Source organism: Haloarcula salinisoli, from assembly GCF_019599405.1.
Classification (GTDB): Archaea; Halobacteriota; Halobacteria; order Halobacteriales; family Haloarculaceae; genus Haloarcula; species Haloarcula salinisoli.
The window spans coordinates 1,205,925-1,225,708 of record NZ_RKLQ01000002.1 but is presented as its reverse complement, the minus strand read 5'-3'; the positions used below and the strand labels follow the sequence as shown (position 1 = coordinate 1,225,708).

Here is a 19,784-nt window from a genome sequence, read left to right as displayed (position 1 = left end):
CACCCACGACGGACAATGACGAACTTCGAGGTCCGCCAGTACGACGCTGCGGGCCGCCTGGGCGAACTCGAGGTGCCACGTGCCGGCGTCACCGTCCAGACGCCGACCATCCTCCCCGTGGTGAACCCCCACGTCCAGACGGTCGACCCGTCGGCGCTCGAATCAGATTTTGGCGCCGAGATACTCATCACGAACAGCTACATCCTGCATGGCTCGGATGAACTGCGCGAGCCGGCGCTGGACCAGGGACTGCACGACCTGCTGGATTTCTCGGGGGCCATCATGACCGACTCGGGCTCGTTCCAGCTGGCCGAGTACGGCGACATCGACGTGACGACCGAGGAGATACTCCAGTTCCAGTCCGACATCGGGAGCGACATCGGAACGCCGGTGGACATCCCGACCCCGCCCGACGTCGACCGCGAGCGCGCCGAGTCCGAACTCGAAACGACACAGGACCGACTGGAGCGGGCCGCGGCGGCCGACACCGGCGAGATGCTCGTCTCCGCGCCGGTTCAGGGGTCGACGTACCCCGACCTGCGCGAGCGGGCCGCCGAACACGCCACGACGACCGGGCTCGACGTGTTCCCGCTGGGCGCCGTCGTCCCGCTCATGAACGAGTACCGATACGCAGACCTCGCCGACGTCGTCGCGGCCTGCAAGCGCGGGCTGGGCGAGGTCGGCCCGGTCCACCTCTTCGGCGCCGGCCACCCGATGATGTTCGCGATGGCCGCCGCGCTTGGCTGTGATCTGTTCGACTCTGCCGCCTACGCGCTGTACGCCCGCGACGACCGCTATCTCACGGTCCGGGGCACCGAACTGCTCGACGAGCTCGAACAGTTCCCCTGTACCTGTCCAATCTGCACTGACCACACGCCCGCCGAGCTTCGCGACATGGACGACGAGACTCGTCAGGACCTGCTGGCCCGCCACAACCTCCACGTCACCTACGGCGAGATACGGACCGTCCGCCAGGCTATTCGCTCGGGGAACCTGCTCGAACTCGTAGACTCGCGGGCCCGTGGCCACCCGGCGATGCTCGACGGCTACCGCACACTGCTGGACCACGCCGAGCAACTGGAACGGACCGACCCCGTCTCGAAGGACGCCTTCTTCTACACGTCGGCCGAGAGCGCCCGCCGACCCGAGGTCCTGCGCCATCAGGAGCGCCTGGACCGCTTCGAGCTCGACGCCGACGAGGTGTTGCTGACCGAGGGCGGGTCGAACGACCGCTACGACGAGACCTGGGGCGTGCGCCCGCCCTTTGGTCCCTATCCGCGGGAACTCGGCGACACCTACCCGCTGACCGCCGAAGTGCCCGACCGGACCGACCGGGCGGCCTGTGAGGCCGCCGCCGACGGCGTCGCCCGACTGGTCGAGTTACACCCCGACGTCTCGTTTACGCTCGTCCACGACGACTGGCCCGAGACGGCGCTCGACCGGGTGCCCGACTCAGTTCGGGTTCGGGACCTCCACGCGAGGGAGTGAGCAAACCTCCCGGGTTTGCGACAGTCGAGAGACGCCATCGGTGCCTCTCGGAAGTGAACGAAACCGTCGGTTTCGCGAACGCCGATGAACGCCGTTCATCGGAAGTGAGTAAATCCGCAGGATTTGGGAACGTCGAGCGACAGCTGTCTCAACTGGCCCGTGCCGCGATGCGCTGTGCGTCGAGCGGTGGCTCCCCGCTGTCGACACCGACCGCCGCTTCGTAGACGGCCTCCCCCACAGTTTCGACGTCGAGCGGGCGGCCCTCACCGAGGCGTTCGGCGACCGGGTCGAACTCGCCCACCAGCGTCAGCAGCCGATTCAGCACCGACGGGAAATGTGGCTGGTCTGGACCGTACACCGCGCCGGGACGGAGCACTGTGGTCGCCATGCCCAGGTCCGCGATAGCCCGCTCGGCCCGCCGCCTGGCAGTGATGTACGCCTCCCGGACCCACGGGGGGCGCTCCACGGAGGAGATGTAGACGAACCGCTCGACGCCGGCACGCTCGCTCTCCAGCGCCGTGATGATAGCCGAGTCGCCGTTGACCCGCTCGAAGGTGACGCCCTCGTTCGGGGACTCCTCGATGATACCGATGCTGTGGACCACGGCATCGGCGCCGTCGAGGGCCTCCCGGTACTCGTTGGGCGCGAACACGTTAGCGGCGTGCCAGGTCACCGCGTCGGCCCACGGACCCCGCTGGTCCGGCGCCGGTGGCCCGCTGCGTGCGATGCTCCGGACCTCGTGGCCGTCTTCGACCGCCCGCCGGCAGACGCGCCGGCCGATGAAGCCGTTGCCACCGAACACTACCAGTTCCATAGTCACCGTTGGGGCGAGCACGGAAACGTTCTGTGCTGATAACAAATACGGGTTGGTGTACGCTCTCACCGGGCTGCTCTGACCCCGGGCCGGAACTCGTGGGTAAACAGCGACAACAATCCGTCTCACTCCCGCTCTGGTTCTTCCAGCCGGCTCCCGTCTCGGGGACAGTAGTCGTAGGCCTCGGAGGTCGCCTGGAATCCACAGTGGGGACACTCCTGGACGATGGTCGGCCCGCTATCCCCGCCGAAGCCGCGAAAGAGGACCGGGATAAACGGCAGAAACAGGAAGACCAACAGCGTCTCGAAGTACCACCAGAGGGCCACCGTGACGAGCACGCTCACGAGGAGGCCGACGACCGCCGTCAGGGTTCGTGACCCGACCATACTGCTCCTCCCGGCTGGAGCGCGAAAAACACCGCGCTTCCAAAGGCAAGATAGTTGGTGGGCCACGGCCGACTGGAACGCATGACCGACTACTTCGAGGTCCACGAGCGCGACGGGGCCGCGCGACTGGGCGAGTTGCGCCTCGCCGAGTCCGTGCCGACGCCGGCGCTGGTCGACGACGTGGACGCCGACACACCGGGGCGGGTCCACACCGTCCTCGCCGACGCCGGGGGCCGCTGGCCGAGCGAGCCCGAGCCACCATCGGGCGACGATTCAGCGGTGACGATACTGCCCCATCGCGGGCTCCCCGCCGGGACGCCCGAGGAGGTCGCCGAGGCCTTCGCCGACGACTACCCCGACGTCGAGTTCCCGAGTGGGGCCGTCGTCTCGCCGAGGAGTGCTGGCGACCACGCCGCCGACCTCACCGTCCTCTCGGGTGCGACCGGCTACGTCGGCCACGGGTCGGCCTTTGTCGACGCCCTGACGACGGTGAAAGACGCCGTCCCGGCCGACACCGCGCTCTATCTGCCCGGTGTCGCCACGCCCCGGAACGTCGCCACGCTGGTCTACGCCGGCGTGGACCTCGTGGACCCGCACCGGGCCGTGATTCGGGGCACCGAGGGCCGCTATCTCACCACGGACGAAGCGTACTTCCTCGAAGACCTCGAGGAGTTGCCCTGTGCGTGTCCGGCCTGCCAGCAGCCCCGCGATACCTTCGACCGCAGCGACTGCGCCGAACACAACGTCCACGCGCTCGCGGCCGAGCTCGCACGCGTCCGCCGCCGAGTCAGAGACGGCCGGCTGCGCGACTACATCGAAGGCCAGGCCCGCCAGGACAACTGGCTCACCGCGACCGTCCGTTTGCTCGACCAGCGCTACGGCTACGTCGAGCAGCGGACGCCGCTCATCCGCCGGGCCGAACTCGCCGCAACCACTGAGGACGCCATCCGCCGTGTCGAGATACAGCGCTTCGCCCAGCGGGTCACCGAACGCTACGTGCCGAGATTCGACGACCGGCCGCTCGTGCTGGTCCCGTGTTCGGCCCGCAAGCCCTACAGCGACTCACAGAGCCACAAACAGTACCACGACGCCATCCAGTGGCGTGCTCACGTGGTCTCGATGACCTCGCCCATCGGTGTCGTCCCCCAGGAACTCGAACTCACCTACCCCGCTCAGCACTACGACTCCGTGGTGACGGGCAACTGGTCTGCAAACGAGATCGAGTTCGTCTCCCGGGTGCTGGAACGGTACCTCGAAGGGACCGACTACCCCGAAATCATCGCCCACGTCCCCGGCGAGGGGTACCGGGAGATATGTGAGAACGTCGCCGACTCGCTGGGTCGTGAGTTTACTTACACCGTGCGGGACCACCCGACGACGGCGGACTCCCTCGGGAACCTGGCCGCCGAACTGGAGGGATGGGACACCTACCAGAAGTCCACCCGCGAGCACCGTACGATAAAAGCTATCGCGGACTACCAGTTCGGCGCCGGCGCGGGCGACGAGCTGTTCCCCGACATCGGCACGCAGGGGCGCTATCCGCAGCTTCGGGCCGACGACGCGGACGGCGAACAACTGGCCGCGCTCGCCCAGCAGTACGGTGTCCTCTCGCTGACCACCGCCGGCGCCCGCCGCTGGGTCGAGAGCGACGTGCCGACCAAGACGGTAGAAATCGAGCCGTTCGTCCCCCACGGCTCTGTCCTCGCGCCGGGTATCGTCGACGCCAGCGACGACATCCGGGTGGGCGACGAGGTCGTCGTCACTGGCGATGCGGCCTTCGGCGTCGGCCGCGCGGAGATGCACGGCGCGGAGATGACCTCCTCGACGCGGGGCATCGCCGTCCAGATGCGCCACACCGAGGAGCTGTAGGAGCGCGTCGTCCCCGACAGCGACCATGGACCGACCGACACGTCGATATCTGCCCGCGGTCGCCTTCGCCGCTCTGTTACTCGTCGTCTCGCTGGTGCCGACGCCGGAGACCGGAGGACCGCCCCTCCCCGCGCCGCTCGGAATCGCCCTGGACAAGTGGGTCCACGCGGCCAGCTACGGCGCCCTCACCGGCCTGCTCGCCTGGGCTCGCCGGAGCCGCGAGGTGGTGGTCGTGGGGGCACTGGCCGCGTTCGCCGTCGGCTACGGCGTGGGCATCGAACTCCTGCAGGGACTGGTCCCCTCCCGCGGGACGAGCGGCGCAGACGCGGTCGCCAACGCGGTCGGAGCCGTCGGCGGCAGTGTCCTCTGGCTGACTCTGGGGCGGGTCGGCGCCGGGCAGGACAGACAGTCAGAACAGTGATTTAAGCCACGCCAGCAGTCCGCCGCTGTCGGACGCCGTCCGTCCGTTTCTCTCGGTTCGGTTGTCGGCGGTCGTCCCAGTATCGGCCGTCGGCGTCCCCGCAGACTCCGCCGCGTTCGAAGTCGCCGCCTCGTCGTCCGTCCCCAGTTCCGATTCGGGAACCCTGGTTGGTCGCATCTCGTTTTCGCCACACGACGGACAGCTCCCCAGTGACTCGACCACGTCCCCACAGTTCTGGCACTTGTATGCGTCGACCATCCCTCCCCGTTCGTTTACCACGCTGCCTGAAAGGTGTTCGTGGGGATATCACCGAGCTGGCACGTCTCTCGCCTTCGTGAGAGAGCTGCTCCGCCGCTCTGGGCGGCGACGGGGAACACAGGAGCTATACACGCCCGCGAGCTACCCTGGCGTAATGAGCAAGCCCAGTCCCGACGTCTACGAACAGGAAAAGGGGATGGACGCCCACAACGCCGTGATGCGCGAGGTCCGTTCGCGCAACGATTCCACCTACGACCCGCGCGAGCCGACACGCGTCTGGCTCGACGAGGACAACACGCCCGACGGCGTCTACCAGAGCCTGACTATCATCTTAAACACTGGCGGCTGCCGGTGGGCCCGCGCGGGCGGCTGCACGATGTGTGGGTACGTCGCCGAATCCGTCGAGGGCGGACAGGTAGCCCACGAGGACCTCATGGCCCAGATAGAACACTGTCTGGACCACGAGGAGGAGAACGCGGACGAGAAGTCCGGACTCATCAAGATATACACCTCGGGGAGCTTCCTCGACGAGCGCGAGGTCCCCGCCGAGACCCGGCAGGCCATCGCCGACACCTTCGCCGACCGGGAGCGCATCGTCGTCGAGTCCCTGCCGGACTTCGTCGAGGACGAGCGCGTCTCCGATTTCGTCGACGCCGGCCTGGAGACGGACGTGGCTGTCGGCCTGGAGACCGCGACCGACAGAGTGCGCCACGACTGCGTGAACAAGTACTTCGACTTCGCGGACTTCGAGGACGCCTGCGAGGCCGCTCGCGAGGCCGGCGCGGGCATCAAGGCCTATCTCCTGATGAAGCCGCCCTTCCTCACCGAGTCGGAGGCCGTGGAAGATATGAAATCCTCCGTCCGCCGCTGTGGGGCTGTCGATGGCTGTCACACCGTCTCGATGAACCCGTGTAACGTCCAGCGCTACACGATGGTCGAGGAGCTCTACCACGACGGCGGCTACCGGCCGCCGTGGCTCTGGTCGGTCGCCGACGTGTTGGAATCGACCGCCGACGAGGACGTCATCGTCGTCTCGGACCCCGTCGGTCACGGCTCCGACAGGGGACCTCACAACTGCGGGGAGTGTGACGACCGCGTCCAGCGCGCCATCAAAGACTTCGACCTGCGCCAGGACCCGAGCGTCTTCGAGCAGGTGAGCTGTGAGTGCGAGGCGACCTACGAGGCCGCCCTGGCACGGGAACACAGCTACGCGATGCCGCTGACGCGGTAGGCTACAGCGACTCGTCGGGCTCGTGTTTTTCTTGCATCCGTTCGACCTCGGTTGCGTAGCGCTCGCGGGTTTCGGCGTCGTCGACGGTCCCCAGATTATCCGGGGCGACCGCTATCGAGACCGGCGTCTCGCGGTGGTCGCCAGTGAAGGAGGTCAGCGCCCGCTCCTTGCGGAAGTCCTGGTCGCCCTCGGGCGTCGCGTAGGTGAGGATAATCAGGTTCTGCTCGTCGTCGCCGTAGGTCCGCTCGACGAGCCACACCCGAACAGATTCCTCGGCGGCCGCAGTCTCGTCACTTGTCATACGCCCACTACGAACCCTGACGGAAAGAGTGTGGTGACTGTTCTCACTCCGTGAGCCGACCAGTTTCACTTTCACTCCGGTAGGCTGGCGTTTTTACCAACTGGTATCGTTTAGGGACGTAGGGGCCGCGGACCATGTCACACGCTCCACTGGCCCCATCCTATCCCTTTGGACGAATCGGGTAGCAACTGGTGTCTCACTGGCTCTCGTCGCCGTGTGCACGAGCCTCGCCCGCCTGTTCGTCCCGTTCCCGCATGTTCCGGACGGTCGCGAGTCGTGCCCGGAGTGTCCCCATCTTGCTGTGCATCCGGCTCCCGTTGTCCCGTTCGTCCAGCGCCCGTGTGTCCAGTCGCTTTCGGAGTGACAACCATCGGGCCTGCACCCGGAGCCGTACCCGACGGATAGCTGCTTTCATCCGGTCGCGTACCTCGTACCCCAGCAGTTGCAGTAGCTCGACGATCAGGAAGAGTTTCCCCAGGACCTTTGCGAGCCACCGCAGCCCGTCCAGGATTCGGCGGACGGCCGCTCGCAGGACCCCTGCGCCCCGAGACACGAGGTGTCCCGGACCTGCAAGCAGCGTGCCGAGACCGACGACCCCCAGGAGCCCGGCACCGAGGCCCAGTCCCGCCAGCCCGAGGAGGGCCCCAATCGGGCCGACCGCCAGTTCGTGGCCGCCGACGCCGACCATCCGTTCGACACGGACGTCGCCCGAGGCGACGGCTTCACCGAAGGCCGTAGCCGGGTTCTCCGCCCGAAGAACCTCCTCGAGCGCGGGTTTCGAGGCGAAGACGCGCATGGTCTCGTCCTGCGGGGGGCCCCGACTCACGTCCGTGATCCGCATCTCGTCGTCGGTCCACACGCCGTAGACGGCTTCGCCGCCGTCCGCGCCGCTGACGGTGAGTGACACACGCTCGTTCCGGACGAAGCGGTCGCCGACGAACTGTGGGTCCTCGCTGTCGGCCCAGGCGTTGTGGGCCGCGGCGCCCCGCTCGAGGTCGCCCTGGAACTCCTCGGCCCACGCAGGGCCGCCTTGCACAGCCAGCGCGCCCCCAGTGGCGACCACCAGTGCGGCGGTGACGATGAGGGATGTTACCACCCACCTCATGTTAGATTGTTGACCTTGTCCGACCAAAGCTGTTTCGTCGGGTGGTCGCCGAGGAGGGAGTAGTACGAAAAAGCGGTCTCTGGGGCCCTACTCGGCGAACCCGGACAGCACCGGCTGGCCGTCTGTGCGGCCCAGGTCTTCGAGCGAGGCGCGCTCGGGGTGGGGCATCATCACGGCGACGTGGTCAGAGTCGCCGGTGACACCGGCGACGGCGTGTTTCGAGCCGTTGGGGTTGGCTTCGGGCGAGACCTCGCCATCGGCGTCGCAGTACTTGAAGAGGATACGACCGTCGGCTTCGAGTTCGTCGAGGCGGTCGTCGGTAATCTCGTAGCGCCCCTCGCCGTGGGCGATGGGGAGCTCGATAACCTCGCCCTCCTCGTACTGGCTCGTCCAGGGGGTATCGGCGTTCTCGACGCGCAGATGGACGTGCTCACACTGGAAGCGGGCGCTCTCGTTGGTGGTGAACGCACCGGGGGTCAGCGAGGACTCACAGCCGATCTGGGCGCCGTTGCAGACGCCGAGCACCGGCGTCCCGTCGGCGGCGGCCTCGCGAACCTCCTGCATGATTGGCGAGCGGGCCGCCATCGCACCGGCTCGGAGGTAGTCGCCGTACGAGAAGCCGCCGGGGAGCATGATACCCGTGGTGTCCTCGGGCAGGCCGTCCTCGTGCCAGACGAGTTCGGCGTCAAAGCCCATGGCTTCGAGGGCCTGGACGGAGTCGCGGTCGCAGTTCGAGCCGCCGAACTGGATGACGGAGATTGTCACAGTGACCACCCTGTGTGGGAACAGAGAATCGCCGTCATGGTGGAGGCGATGGTCATTATTGCTCGGCGACCGCCACGTCGTAGTCGTGGATGGTCGGGTTCGCCAGCAGCCGTTCGGCCATCTCCTCGGCGCGGTCGGCGGCGTCCTCGGCGTCCTCGGCGTCGAGGTCGAGTTCGAACACGTCAGCCGAGCGCAGGTCCGCCAGTTCGAAGCCGAGGCGTTCGAGCGAGCGCTGCGTGGTCTCGGCCTCGGGGTCGAGCACTCCGCGTTTCAGCCGGACCGTGACGGTCGCGGTAAAGGCAGTCATTACTGAGCACCGGGCGGGCGGTGGAGAAAACGCTTGTGTTATTCCAGCGCCGGGACGGTCGTCCACTCGGCGGGCTGGTCGGGCAGTCCCGTGACACGAAGCTCGATGGTGCCGTCGACCTCACGGACGTCGACGCGGGCGTCGAACGGCTGGGCGATACTGTTTACCACCTGCTCGTCGTGGGCCGAGGGGTCGATAGCACAGATGCCCAGCCCGTCGGCGGTCCGGATACGGCTGGTGACCGTGTTGACGAAGCGGAAGACCGGCCGGACGTCCTCGCTGTACACCAGCAGGGGCGTCAGCGTGTAGATGCCCGTCCGCACGGTGTCGTAGCCGCGGGCATACACCTGTTCGTACTGGCCCGAATACTCGATACCGATGCCGGTGAGGTCGCCGGGCGAGCCGACCGACGAGACGAACTCACCGAGGTCGTCGTCGCGCTCCTGGGTGCAGCTGACGACACGAACTCGCTCGCGGTCGATGCGCCCGCCGACGTCCTCGAACGCCGCGAGCACCTTGCGAGCGCTGGTGTCGGCGGTGATTATCAGCACCCCGTCGTCGCCGAGCAACAGCCGAAGCAGTAGCTCGCGGGCGCCTTCCAGCGTCGGCCCGGTCAGCAGCAGGTTCGTCCCCGCGTCGACGCTGTTCAGTGGGAGGCCCGGAAACTCGTAGCGGCTGCCGTGTCGCATCGACACGTCAATCACCCCCCATTCCCAGTCGACGGCGCAGTGCCAGCTGCTCTTGGACTTCGTCGGCGAAGCGTCTGAGGTCCTCACGCTCGGCCTGCGTGTACGACCGGGGTTCGCCGTGGATACAGCAGACCGCGCCCAGTGCGTTCCCGTCGTCGTCGGTGATGCGGGCGCCGGCGTAGGACCTGATATCGAGTTCTTCGAGGCGCTCGACAGCGGCGAATCGCGGGTCCTCCTGGACGTTCTCGACGACCATCACGTCGTCCGTGAGGATAGTGTGCGTACAGATGGTGTCCTCGCGGGAAAGCGTCCGCCAGTTCGCCCCCTCACAGGCGACGAAGCGCTCCTCCTGGGCGCCGACCAGCCCGACGAAGGCCACGTCGATGTCGAAGTGAGAGGTTATCAGCGACGTCAGCCGTTCGAAGGTATCCAGCGCCGAGAGCTCATCGACGTCGTACTCGGCGAGGGCGGCCAGCCGTTCGGTCTCGTCCTCGGGGAGTGGGTAGGCCGCCTGCGTCACTTCGGTCGCTGCGGCTGTGACGACCTCGACGAGGCGGTCGTGGGCCCCCGGGACCGACCGCGGGACGTACTCGACGACCTGGTCGCGTCCACCCCGGGGCAGGTCGGCCGGCGGGTCACCCGTAAAGAAGATACAGGGACAGTCCGGACGGCGGTCCCGAACCAGTTCGACCACGTCGAATCCATCCCCGTCGGGGAGCGTGGCTGTCGTTACGACACAGCCGACGCTGTCGTCCATGGCAGTTTCGACGGCCACAACGGAGTCACACGGTCGGACCTCGAACCCTGCAGTCTCCAGTGCCTCGACCGTCGCACTGCGTGTTTCGTCGTCGCCGTCGACACAGACGACGGTCGGCAACTCGGCGCTCACGTGCTCGGGTTACAACTGGAAGGACTAAGCTATATCGCCAGTTGTCTGAAAACGAAGCCTTTTGCATAGCGCCCGCCGAACTGCGGGGCAATGACTACCCAGACCGCCCGGAGGTGCCGACTGTGAGGCACGCGCTGACCGAGATTACCGTCGTCGGCGAGGACGACACGGGGCTCATCGCCGAAGTCACGTCGCTGCTCTTCGAGCGCGGCATCAACATCGAGGACCTGGACCAGGCGGTCCGAGAGGGCGTCTTCCGGATGACGATGCACGTCGACACCGCCGATATGGTGACGACGGAGGAGACACTCCGTGAGGACCTGACCGAACTGGGCGAGGAACTCGGCGTCGACACGCAGGTCCGGTTCCCCGCCGACCGCGAGACCCAGTCCATCGCAGTCCTCGTGACGAAGGAATCACACTGTCTCGAAGCCCTCTTCGAGTCCTGGGCCAACGGTGACCTCGGCGCGGACATCGAGGTCGTCATCGGCAACCACGACGACCTGGAACCGCTCGCCCAGAAGTACGACGTCCCGTTCCACGACATCGGCGACGAGAAGGGCACGCCCGACGAGGAGCGCCTGCTCGAACTGCTCGCCGAGTACGACGCGGACCTCATCGCGCTGGCCCGGTACATGCGCATCCTCTCGCCGGACGTCGTCTTCCGCTACGAGAGCCGGATTATCAACGTTCACCCGAGTCTCCTGCCGGCCTTTCCCGGCGCCTCGGCGTATATGCAGGCCATCGAGGAGGGGGTCCGCATCGCCGGCGTCACCGCCCACTACGTGACGACCGACCTCGACCAGGGGCCGATCATCACCCAGCGGGCCTTTAACGTCCCCGACGACGCCACCGAGGAGGAACTCCAGACGCTGGGCCAGCCGCTGGAAGCCGAGGCGCTCATCGAGGCCATCAAGCTCCACCTCAGCGACGAGGTGACGGTCCACCGCGGCCGGACGAAGCTCCGGGACCCCGAGAACACCGACGCGCAACTGGGCGCGCCCGAAGACCTCGACGACGAGAACCCCGACCGGCCTATCGACGGGCTCGGCGAGTTCGTTGCCGAGGAGGACGAACCGGAGGCAGAGGCCGATGACTAGACCAGCGAAGACCGCGCGGTAGCGCGTGTCTGAGTCCGTAGACGTCGGCCTCACAGAGGCAGACGACTAGCGAGGGTCGCGACCCTCGAACGCGAACGGTGAGCGAAGCGAGGGGGGTGTGCGTAGCACGGCCCTCGAGGCGGAACGGGGAACGGAGTGGCCCGTGGAGCGAAGCGAGCCGTGAGCCAAGCAATAGCGGACCGAAGACAGCGCGTGTCCGACTACGGGCTCGTCAGCTGGCGCTGCTGTCGACAGGTGACACAGAGATAGTCGCCGTCCCGGAGCGCCGCGCGCTCGGACGCCGTGGAACTGACTATCTCGGTGGTACTGACCCGTTCACCGCAGTCCGAACAGGTGTATGCTTTCCCCATCATACGTAAAACTACACTATTTATCATTATTAATCTTCCCCGGCAGCTCGGCTCCGGGCGACGACACTCCGATACACCCCTGACTGATGCTATATTACCCCACAGCCCCAGTGAACCCCCTCCGATACCGTCTCACCGGGGTAAGCCAGTCATACCGGGGTGAACGACCCGTTCATGTCAAGTCTTTGAGCGTAGAACTGACGGTATGGCACTCAGCCAGACACTCCCGCCGACGCAACTCGTCCCCCTCCAGGTCGACGGACTACTCGGTCTCGCGGTCCTCTTCCTGGTCTTGGCGCTGGTCGCCGCGGTGCTTGGCGCCCGCGGCATCGCCGGCCTCAGCATGGACATCGCGAAGTGGCTGGTCATCATCTTCATCGTACTGGCGGTCGTCACCTTCCTACTGTAGCGGACCACAGCAGGTTCGGACCGCCTTAGCCCGGACGCTGTGGAGTCCCGGGTAGGCGAGCGATACCGGCTAAACGACGCTGGTGAGCCAAATGCGTGAGCTGTCAACTGCGTGCGTGTCCCTCACAGCACTCGCTCTCCGCGATACCATCTGGCTGTCGGCGTTGCAGTCCGGCCGCGGGACCGCGGAGGGACTGTTCGTGCTCTTCCTGCTCGCCGCTGTGACCAGCGTGCTCGCCTATCGGGGTATCGGGGGGCAGCTGATGCGTCTCGCCAACCTGGTCCTGATACTCCTCTTCGTGGTCGGCATCGTGTTCGTGCTGCTCTGACGCGCGCCGCTCAGAGGTCTCCCACGGCGTCGACTGCGTCGGCGAGCGGCGGCGCGTCGAAGACCTCACCGTCGACGTAGGCGTTCGTCCCGGCACAGTAGAGGTCCCGAGCGGCCCCGATGACGTCGTCGTCGAGTGACTCCGGTGACGTGTCACACAGCGATTTCCAGTCCGCGATACCCTCGGCGGTGGCCCGCTCCTTCGCGTCGCCGACGGCCTCGACCCACTCGGGCTGGGTTCGCTTGTGATACTGGCGGATGACCTCCTTCGATACCTGCTGGCCGTCGTAGGAGAAGCGGTTCTCGTCGAAGGTGCCGACCACGTCGGCAACGCGGACCTGTCCGTCGTGGTAGAGACACTCGATCTTGCCGTCCTCGTGGACGAGGTCGGCCTCGGCGGCGGTGTCGGTGACGATGTGGTCGACCGCGAGTGCCAGTTCCTCCAGCCGGTCGAGGCTCGCTGTCCCGGCGATGCGGTCGGCCGCCTCGCGGTCGAGATAGCGGTCCTGCTCCTCGTACTTCGTGGAGAACTCGACGATGGGCTCGTCCAGTTCGACGACGCGGTCGGGCCACGTCTCGAAGTCCAGACCGTGGTCGGCGGGGTCGGTCCGTCGTCGCAGCGAGGAGCCGGTCCCGACGCGGTTCCGGAAGACGATCTCCAGGGGGATGAGGTAGTTCTCGCCCGCGTCGGCGTGGTAGGCGTCGTAGTCGTACTCGCCGTCGCGCTCGGGGAGGTCCGGGACCTGGGTGAGCGAGATGACCATCTCCTCGGGCGGCGTGCCGGCCGCGAGGGCCTCGCCGAGGTCCATGATGTCGCCGTCTGTCCGCACCCCTTCGTAGTGGGTCGGCACGTGGTTTGCCTCCAGTAGCTGGAAGTTGTACGCACCCATCGTACAGAGCGAGGCGCCCTTGTCCGGAATCTCGTCGGGCATCTTCCCCCAGTCGAACACCGAGTAGTCGTCCGTGAACACGAACGAGCCCCGGCCGAGGTCGGTGGCGGTCGCCGGCTCGTCGACGCGGAACTCCTTGACGCTCGTCATTGGCGGCGATTTGGGACGGGTGACAAAGACGTTTCTCATACCGAGAGCGAAGACAGGGCGCCCGTGACGACTCAGTCCTCGGCCGTCGGCTGGCGGCTGCGGCCGCCGATGTCCGCGACAGGTGGCATCGTCCGCTTGTGTGCGGTCTCGACACACATCGAAATCAATCGCTGCGCCGTCGATTCGTCGATATCGAGCGCCCCCGCGGCCACGTCGACCGGGTCGCCCTCCTCGATGACCCGGTACAGCAGCGAGTCGATGACGTCGTAGGTCGCCCCGAGGTCGTCGGCGTCGGTCTGACCGGGGTACCGGCCCGTGGTCGGGACCTTCTCCACGATGGGGTCGGGCAGCCCGAGGTGGCCGGCCAGCGCCCGGACCTCGGTCTTGTAGAGCCCGCCCAGCGGGAACAGGTCGGCGGCACCGTCGCCGTACTTCGTGACGTACCCAAGCAGGAGCTCGGAACGGTTCGCCGTGCCGACGACCAGTCGATTCCGCCGGTTGGCGGCGTAGTACGTACAGCACATTCGGAGCCGGGCGATGACGTTGTGTCGGGCCCGGTCCGGCGTCGGCGTCGGGCCGCGGGGCTCCTCGCCAGCCAGGTCCGGGGCGAGTTGCTGTTCGAACCCCTGCAGGAGCGGCTGGAGGTGGACCCGCTTGAACTCGATGCCGAGGTGGTCGGCGACGACGCTCGCCTCCATCGTCGCCGAGGCGTCGGTCTTGTGACAGGGCAGCCCCAGCCCGAGCACGCGGTCGGGGCCGAGCGCCCGGACGGCCAGCGTCGCCGTCACCGTCGAATCGAGCCCGCCGCTCATCGCGACGACGACGCCGTCCACACCGGCGCCGTCGACGCGTTCGCGCAGGAACGCCCGGACGGTCGATTCGACCGCCGCCACGTCCTGGGTCTCGTGAGCGAACGAACTCGCGTGTCGCTGTGGTTCGTCCTTCATAATTGTACGCGCGTATTGTTACTACGTTAAGATGACTCGAACGGCGACTAATACGCCTACTCCTTAAACACATGAAACACTCGGGCACACTGCTAGTGCGAAGGTCTGAACCACCCGGGGACACCACCAGTGCGAGTGGCGCCGATGGGAATCGCTTTAGTTCGGGCGCTGGACGGACCCCACAATGGCACTGCTGGTCGACATCGGCTTCATCCTCGCCGCGACGGCGGCCATCTGGAAGGGCAGCGACTGGCTGGAGGCGGCCAGCGAGCGGCTGGCGGCCTACTACGGACTGCCAGACGTGGTCCAGGGCGCCATCATCGTCGCCGTCGGCTCGTCGTTCCCGGAACTGGCGACGGTGGTCGTCGCGGCCATCGGCGGGTCGATGCCGCTGGGCGTCGGCGCCATCGTCGGGTCGGCCATCTTCAACGTGCTCGTCATCCCGGCCGTCGCCGGTATCGCCACCGACGAGGACGTCGATTCGAACCGCACGCTCGTCTACAAGGAGGCGCAGTTCTACATGCTCGCGGTGTCGGTCCTGCTCATCACGTTCGCGCTGGCGGTCATCTACTACCCAGGTCCGGCGACGCTGTCGGGGACCGTCACCCGCTCGCTTGCGGTTATCCCGCTTGCGCTCTACGGGCTGTACATCTTCATCCAGTATCAGGACACTGCCGACTACGAGCAGGACTCCGACGAGGCCGAGGGCATCGACGTCCGCCGTCAGTGGCTCTTCCTGCTTTCGGGACTGCTCGTCATCCTCCTCGCCGTCGAACGACTGGTCCACTCGGTCGAGGAAATCGGTCTCGCGTTCGGCGTCGAGGAGTTCCTGCTGGGCGTGACCATCCTCGCGGCGGCCACGAGCCTCCCGGACACCCTCGTCAGTGTCAGGGCCGCCCGTGACGGTCGCGGCGTCACGTCGCTGGCCAACGTCCTCGGGTCGAACACCTTCGACCTGCTGGTGGCGATTCCCGTCGGCGTCCTCATCATCGGCACCTGGACCGTCGACTTCGCGATGGCGGTACCGATGTTCGGCGTCCTCACCGGCGCGACAATCCTCCTCTTTACCGCGCTGCGGACGGACCTCGCGCTCTCGACGCTGGAATCGTACGTCCTGCTGGGTGCGTATCTCGTGTTCGTCACCTGGGTCGTCGCCGAGACGGCTAGCATTATCACCGGAATTTTGCCTAGCTGATGTAGATATTCTCGACGTCGAGGGCAGCGTAGAGACTGTTCACGATAACTTCACAAGCCGTTGTTAGCGGGGCTTTCTGGCTGTTCTCAAAACCCCTTACACAACGTGACGTGACTAGGGGTGGAACCACACGTTTTTCTCGGTCGTCCCCTACTCTCCGGTAATGTCGGACGCGACGCCACCGGCCGGCGATATCGAGTTCGCCCAGCAGCCGGTGACCGACCAGTCCTTCGAGAACGCCCTGGCGAAGGCCAGGGCGGGCGAGCGGTTGACGGTGGCCGACGGCGTCGAACTCATCACGACGGGGACCGACGTCGAGGGTATCCACCGCCGTCGCAAGGAGCTGGTGCTCGAAGCCGCCGACCGTCGCCGGGCCGAAGTCGTCGGGGACGAGGTCACCTTCGTCGCGAACCTCAACAACAACGTCACCACGGCGTGTAACACGGGCTGTCTGTTCTGTAACTTCAAGGACCGCTCAGAGCAGTTCCGCAGCGACTATCAGCAGGAACACGGCGGGTTCACCAAGACGCCCGCCGAGTCCCGCGAGATCGTCGAAGACGCGCTGGACCGCGGCATCTACGAGGTGTGTTCGGTGTCGGGCCTCCACCCCGCGCTCGCGCTCGACGCCGAGCACGTCGAGATACTCGAAGCCAGCGACCGGGGCGACCTGAACTACCGGCCGGCGAGCGAGTACGACACGGACCCGGGGACCTACTGCGAGCAGATTCGGGCGATGGACGTCGGCGGCGTCCACGTCCACTCGATGACGCCCGAAGAGGCCTACCACGCCCGGCGGGGGACCGACTGGTCTTATCGCGAGGTGTTCCAGCGCCTGAAAGACGCCGGCCTCGACAGCGTCCCCGGGACCGCAGCCGAGATTCTCGTCGACGAGGTCCGGGAGGTCATCTGCCCCGGGAAAATCGGGAGCGCCGAGTGGATCGAGGCGATGGAAGCCGCCGCCGACGTGGGTCTGGGAACGACGGCGACCATCATGTACGGCCACGTCGAGAACGCCCGACACCGGGTCGAACACCTCCGGAAGGTCCGCAAACTCCAGGACCGGACCGGCTCCATTACCGAGTTCGTCCCGCTCTCCTTCGTCCACGAGGAGACGCCGCTGTACGACCGCGGCATGGTCGAGGGTGGGGCAAGCGCCGACGAAGACGAACTGATGATAGCCGTCTCACGGCTTTTCCTCGATAACGTCGCCCACATCCAGTCCTCGTGGGTGAAATACGGGGACTCGGGCGGGCTGAAGATGCTCACCTGCGGTGCCGACGACTTCATGGGGACCATCCTCTCCGAAGAGATAACCAAGCGGGCCGGTGGAGACTACGGCGAGTTCCGCTCGGTGCGGGAGTACGTCGACATGATAACCGCCATCGGCCGGACGCCCGTCGAGCGCTCGACGGACTACGAGCACCGGCGGGTCGTCGACCCCGACGCCGACGTGCTGGGGCCGACACTCGGGCCGCGTGCCGACGGGACGCCGCTGGTCCGGTGACTGTGAGATGTGGCGGGCACTGGTGGTCACTCACTAGTACAAAATTCACCCGGGAGGGCTGTCAGAGGCACGCCCGGGTACATACTGAGTTACTGTTCGGACGGTATTATAGATATCACCTAGCTATCTAGGTGTCCCGGACGAACGCCCCGCTCACACCACTGGGAACAGACATGCAATCGACACTTTCAGGCATACGGTGCCAGAACAGTTTGGTATGTCCCATCGCGTCCTCGACGCCCTCCGTACGCGATGTAACGGATCGACACTTCTGGGCGTGGCTGTCGTGGTCGCCGTCCTGTGGGTGTTCGACGTGTCACCGACGTCTCTCGCGACGACGCTGATGGTGGCCGGCATCACGGGGACGACTAGCGTGGTCGCGGATGCCTACGACCTCCGCGACAGCGTCGAACGCGCCGGTATCGCTTCGCTGGGTATCTTCTACGGTGTGTCGGGAGTCGTGCTGGGGGAGGAACCTGTCTGGCTCCCGGCTGGGCTGTTCGCCCTCGGCGGCTGGTTCGTCCTCGATGCCCTCCAGACGATACGCCACGACGGTGCGACTGTTCCGGACGACGACCGCGACGGCGACGAGGTGTATCAGTCCTACGTCACCAGTCGGGTCCACGAGACGCTACAGGACGAACCGCACACTCGCCGTGAACTCGGCGAACACCTCGCTATCGAGGAACCATACCTCGACACCGCGGTGGCCAGACTCCGCGACCGGGAGGCGGTCGTCAAACGCGGGAGCGAACTCCGGGTCGTCGAGCGAGACACCGGCTGGTGGGCCAGCAGTCGCCGGTGGCTCGCTCGGTTCGTCGGGCGAATCAGCTGGCCGGTCACTATCGAACTCAGCGACGGTTCGAGCGACTCGTAGCGGGAGCCTGTCGGCTGGCTTCCCCCCGTCGTCGCAGCGTCATCTCGACGTCGGTCGCCGGTTTGAGCGTCACCGCCGGTGCGAGCTCCATGCCCTCGTACTCGCGCTCGAAGCGCCACTCCGACAGCAGGGTCGCGAGCACCAGCTGCGCCTCCGTCATGGCGAACTGTCGACCGATGCAGCGCCGGGGACCGCCGCCGAAGGGGAAGTAGGCAAACTCGGGGCGGTCCGAATCGGCGTCGAGCCACCGGGCAGGCCGGAACTGCTCGGGGGCGTCCCAGAACCGCTCGTCGCGGTGAAGCACCCACACCGGGAGGAGAAGGAGCGACCCCTCGGGGACCGTGTGGTCGCCAAACTGGACGGGTTCGCTCGGCTCGCGTCGAATCTCGTAGGCCGGCGGGTAGAGCCGCATCGATTCCTTGACGACGGCCTCGGTGTACTCGAAGGCGAAGACGTCCTCGATTGTCGGGCGACCCGAGAGGGTCTCGTCCAGTTCCGCGTGGAGCCGTCGCTCGGCCTCGGGGTTGCGCGACAGCAGGTCGAGCGTGTAAGTCAGGGCCAACGCCGTCGTCTCGTGGCCCGCGATGAGGAAGGTCAGCATCTCGTCACGTACCTGCTCGTCGGCCATCGCGGTGTCACTGCCGAGCAACATCGACAGCAGGTCTGTCCGGTCCGCGTCGCTCTCGCGGCGCTGTTCGAGGATGTCCGTCACCGTCTCGCGAAGCTCCCCGCGTGCCCGCTCGGCACGGCGCAACATCGGTACCGGCAGCCAGTCAGGCGCGAACAGCGTGATGGGTTGGTTGTCCGGTTCCAGTGGGGTCTGGAGGGTCCTGACGATGTCGTACAGTCCCCGGTCCTCGAAATCCACGTCCGCCCCGAACATACAGTCGAGCAGGATCTCCAGCGTGGTCTGGGTCAACTCTTCGTGGACGTCGACGGTCTCGCCATGAGTGAACCGGTCGGCGGTCGCGGCAGTCCGGTCGACCATCACGTCAGCGTACCGCTTGATGTGGTCCATGTAGAAGGCGGGCTGGATGGCCCCGCGCTGGCGCTCCCACAGTTCGCCCTCGCTGGTGAGCAATCCCGAGCCAACGATTTCGCTGAGCTGGTCGGTGCTGCCCTCGTGTTTGGGAAACGTCTCGGTGTCGGTCAGCACACGCTCTATGTCCTCGGGGTCGGTCAGCAGATACCGCTCCTGTCCGAGCGCCTCGTAGCGGGCGACGCGGCCGTAGTCGGCGAGCTGTTCGTGAAACGCAAGCGGGTCCCGAGCCCAGCCGAGCGTATTCCCGAGCAGCGGGAGGCCGGTCGGCCCCGGGACGTCTGTCTCCGTCATCGTGTGTAGCTGTACAGGGGACAACCCAGTGGCTATGCTGCCTCGCATCCGTGGGGGATTAAAAAGGAACGGGAGCGGCCACGGCGTCGTGGGGTCAGCGCGGGCGACGCCGCGGCAGCGCAGACAGACACACAGGAGCGCCACCGGTCTGGTGTAGT

Annotated in this window: 23 protein-coding genes; 10 read left to right on the top strand and 13 right to left on the bottom strand. The window is 66.6% G+C overall.

Annotated features, from left to right (window positions below; all coding sequences use genetic code 11):
* Positions 1-15 precede the first annotated feature (15 nt).
* Complete coding sequence (tgtA, locus tag EGD98_RS15575) at positions 16-1,488, top strand: tRNA guanosine(15) transglycosylase TgtA (RefSeq protein ID WP_220589281.1); 1,473 nt, start codon at positions 16-18, stop codon at positions 1,486-1,488.
* A gap of 148 nt (positions 1,489-1,636) precedes the next feature.
* On the opposite strand, the gene EGD98_RS15570 is transcribed toward tgtA, so the two are convergent.
* A complete protein-coding gene (locus EGD98_RS15570; protein ID WP_220589280.1) occupies positions 1,637-2,302 on the bottom strand; it encodes an NAD-dependent epimerase/dehydratase family protein in 666 nt (221 codons plus the stop codon).
* A gap of 125 nt (positions 2,303-2,427) precedes the next feature.
* Entirely contained in the window at positions 2,428-2,688 is a 261-nt protein-coding gene (locus tag EGD98_RS15565; RefSeq protein ID WP_220589279.1) for a hypothetical protein, read from the bottom strand.
* A gap of 81 nt (positions 2,689-2,769) precedes the next feature.
* Here EGD98_RS15565 and arcS point away from each other — a divergent pair, with 81 nt between their 5' ends.
* Both arcS and EGD98_RS15555 read left to right on the top strand, forming a co-directional pair.
* The gene (arcS, locus tag EGD98_RS15560) at positions 2,770-4,557 is read left to right on the top strand and encodes an archaeosine synthase subunit alpha (RefSeq protein WP_220589278.1); all 1,788 of its coding nucleotides are present in this window, start codon (positions 2,770-2,772) and stop codon (positions 4,555-4,557) included.
* 25 nt (positions 4,558-4,582) lie between these two features.
* A complete protein-coding gene (locus tag EGD98_RS15555; RefSeq protein WP_220589277.1) occupies positions 4,583-4,978 on the top strand; it encodes a VanZ family protein in 396 nt (131 codons plus the stop codon).
* Here EGD98_RS15555 and EGD98_RS15550 read toward each other — a convergent pair.
* Entirely contained in the window at positions 4,967-5,236 is a 270-nt protein-coding gene (locus EGD98_RS15550) for a hypothetical protein (RefSeq protein WP_220589276.1), read from the bottom strand. The two genes, EGD98_RS15555 and EGD98_RS15550, sit on opposite strands and share 12 nt — an antisense overlap.
* A gap of 154 nt (positions 5,237-5,390) precedes the next feature.
* Between EGD98_RS15550 and EGD98_RS15545 the strand changes: the two genes are divergently transcribed.
* Positions 5,391-6,467 carry an archaeosine biosynthesis radical SAM protein RaSEA gene (locus tag EGD98_RS15545; protein WP_220589275.1) on the top strand — a complete coding sequence of 359 codons (1,077 nt, stop codon included), beginning with the start codon at positions 5,391-5,393 and terminating at the stop codon, positions 6,465-6,467.
* A gap of 1 nt (position 6,468) precedes the next feature.
* On the opposite strand, the gene EGD98_RS15540 is transcribed toward EGD98_RS15545, so the two are convergent.
* The 6 genes from EGD98_RS15540 to EGD98_RS15515 form a co-directional block, all read right to left on the bottom strand.
* Entirely contained in the window at positions 6,469-6,768 is a 300-nt protein-coding gene (locus tag EGD98_RS15540) for a DUF7967 family protein (RefSeq protein ID WP_220589274.1), read from the bottom strand.
* 196 nt (positions 6,769-6,964) lie between these two features.
* On the bottom strand, positions 6,965-7,873 hold the full coding sequence (locus tag EGD98_RS15535; RefSeq protein ID WP_220589273.1) for a hypothetical protein: 909 nt from the start codon (positions 7,871-7,873) through the stop codon (positions 6,965-6,967).
* 87 nt (positions 7,874-7,960) lie between these two features.
* Positions 7,961-8,638, bottom strand: a complete 678-nt coding sequence (gene purQ / locus EGD98_RS15530) for a phosphoribosylformylglycinamidine synthase I (protein WP_220589272.1) — start codon at positions 8,636-8,638, stop codon at positions 7,961-7,963.
* A 55-nt stretch (positions 8,639-8,693) separates the two neighbouring features.
* A complete protein-coding gene (purS, locus tag EGD98_RS15525) occupies positions 8,694-8,945 on the bottom strand; it encodes a phosphoribosylformylglycinamidine synthase subunit PurS (protein WP_220589271.1) in 252 nt (83 codons plus the stop codon).
* Between the two features lie 38 nt (positions 8,946-8,983).
* Positions 8,984-9,634, bottom strand: coding sequence for a DUF7504 family protein (locus EGD98_RS15520; RefSeq protein ID WP_220589270.1), 651 nt, complete (start codon positions 9,632-9,634; stop codon positions 8,984-8,986).
* A gap of 7 nt (positions 9,635-9,641) precedes the next feature.
* Positions 9,642-10,523: a GAF domain-containing protein gene (locus tag EGD98_RS15515; RefSeq protein ID WP_220589269.1), complete on the bottom strand. Its 882-nt coding sequence runs from the start codon at positions 10,521-10,523 to the stop codon at positions 9,642-9,644.
* Positions 10,524-10,645: 122 nt separating this feature from the next.
* On the opposite strand from EGD98_RS15515, the gene EGD98_RS15510 reads away from it, so the two are divergent.
* Positions 10,646-11,623: a formyltetrahydrofolate deformylase gene (locus EGD98_RS15510; protein ID WP_220589268.1), complete on the top strand. Its 978-nt coding sequence runs from the start codon at positions 10,646-10,648 to the stop codon at positions 11,621-11,623.
* 221 nt (positions 11,624-11,844) lie between these two features.
* Here EGD98_RS15510 and EGD98_RS15505 read toward each other — a convergent pair whose 3' ends face one another.
* Positions 11,845-11,997 carry a hypothetical protein gene (locus EGD98_RS15505; RefSeq protein WP_220589267.1) on the bottom strand — a complete coding sequence of 51 codons (153 nt, stop codon included), beginning with the start codon at positions 11,995-11,997 and terminating at the stop codon, positions 11,845-11,847.
* 202 nt (positions 11,998-12,199) lie between these two features.
* Between EGD98_RS15505 and EGD98_RS15500 the strand changes: the two genes are divergently transcribed.
* Together EGD98_RS15500 and EGD98_RS15495 are read left to right on the top strand one after the other, a co-directional pair.
* Complete coding sequence (locus EGD98_RS15500) at positions 12,200-12,403, top strand: DUF1328 family protein (protein ID WP_220589266.1); 204 nt, start codon at positions 12,200-12,202, stop codon at positions 12,401-12,403.
* Positions 12,404-12,518: 115 nt separating this feature from the next.
* The gene (locus EGD98_RS15495) at positions 12,519-12,731 is read left to right on the top strand and encodes a hypothetical protein (protein WP_220589265.1); all 213 of its coding nucleotides are present in this window, start codon (positions 12,519-12,521) and stop codon (positions 12,729-12,731) included.
* A 10-nt stretch (positions 12,732-12,741) separates the two neighbouring features.
* On the opposite strand, the gene EGD98_RS15490 is transcribed toward EGD98_RS15495, so the two are convergent.
* Both EGD98_RS15490 and EGD98_RS15485 read right to left on the bottom strand, forming a co-directional pair.
* Positions 12,742-13,770, bottom strand: coding sequence for a phosphoribosylaminoimidazolesuccinocarboxamide synthase (locus tag EGD98_RS15490; RefSeq protein WP_220589264.1), 1,029 nt, complete (start codon positions 13,768-13,770; stop codon positions 12,742-12,744).
* A 71-nt stretch (positions 13,771-13,841) separates the two neighbouring features.
* Complete coding sequence (locus EGD98_RS15485) at positions 13,842-14,717, bottom strand: NAD+ synthase (RefSeq protein ID WP_220589263.1); 876 nt, start codon at positions 14,715-14,717, stop codon at positions 13,842-13,844.
* 184 nt (positions 14,718-14,901) lie between these two features.
* On the opposite strand from EGD98_RS15485, the gene EGD98_RS15480 reads away from it, so the two are divergent.
* The 3 genes from EGD98_RS15480 to EGD98_RS15470 all read left to right on the top strand — a co-directional run bounded on the left by EGD98_RS15480 (position 14,902) and on the right by EGD98_RS15470 (position 18,293).
* The gene (locus EGD98_RS15480) at positions 14,902-15,912 is read left to right on the top strand and encodes a sodium:calcium antiporter (RefSeq protein WP_220589262.1); all 1,011 of its coding nucleotides are present in this window, start codon (positions 14,902-14,904) and stop codon (positions 15,910-15,912) included.
* A 163-nt stretch (positions 15,913-16,075) separates the two neighbouring features.
* Positions 16,076-17,416, top strand: a complete 1,341-nt coding sequence (gene cofH / locus EGD98_RS15475; protein WP_220589261.1) for a 7,8-didemethyl-8-hydroxy-5-deazariboflavin synthase subunit CofH — start codon at positions 16,076-16,078, stop codon at positions 17,414-17,416.
* A gap of 217 nt (positions 17,417-17,633) precedes the next feature.
* Positions 17,634-18,293 carry a hypothetical protein gene (locus EGD98_RS15470; RefSeq protein WP_220589260.1) on the top strand — a complete coding sequence of 220 codons (660 nt, stop codon included), beginning with the start codon at positions 17,634-17,636 and terminating at the stop codon, positions 18,291-18,293.
* Here the strand turns inward: EGD98_RS15470 and EGD98_RS15465 are convergent.
* Positions 18,268-19,626, bottom strand: coding sequence for a cytochrome P450 (locus EGD98_RS15465; RefSeq protein ID WP_220589259.1), 1,359 nt, complete (start codon positions 19,624-19,626; stop codon positions 18,268-18,270). The genes EGD98_RS15470 and EGD98_RS15465 overlap by 26 nt on opposite strands.
* Between the last annotated feature and the right edge of the window lie 158 nt (positions 19,627-19,784).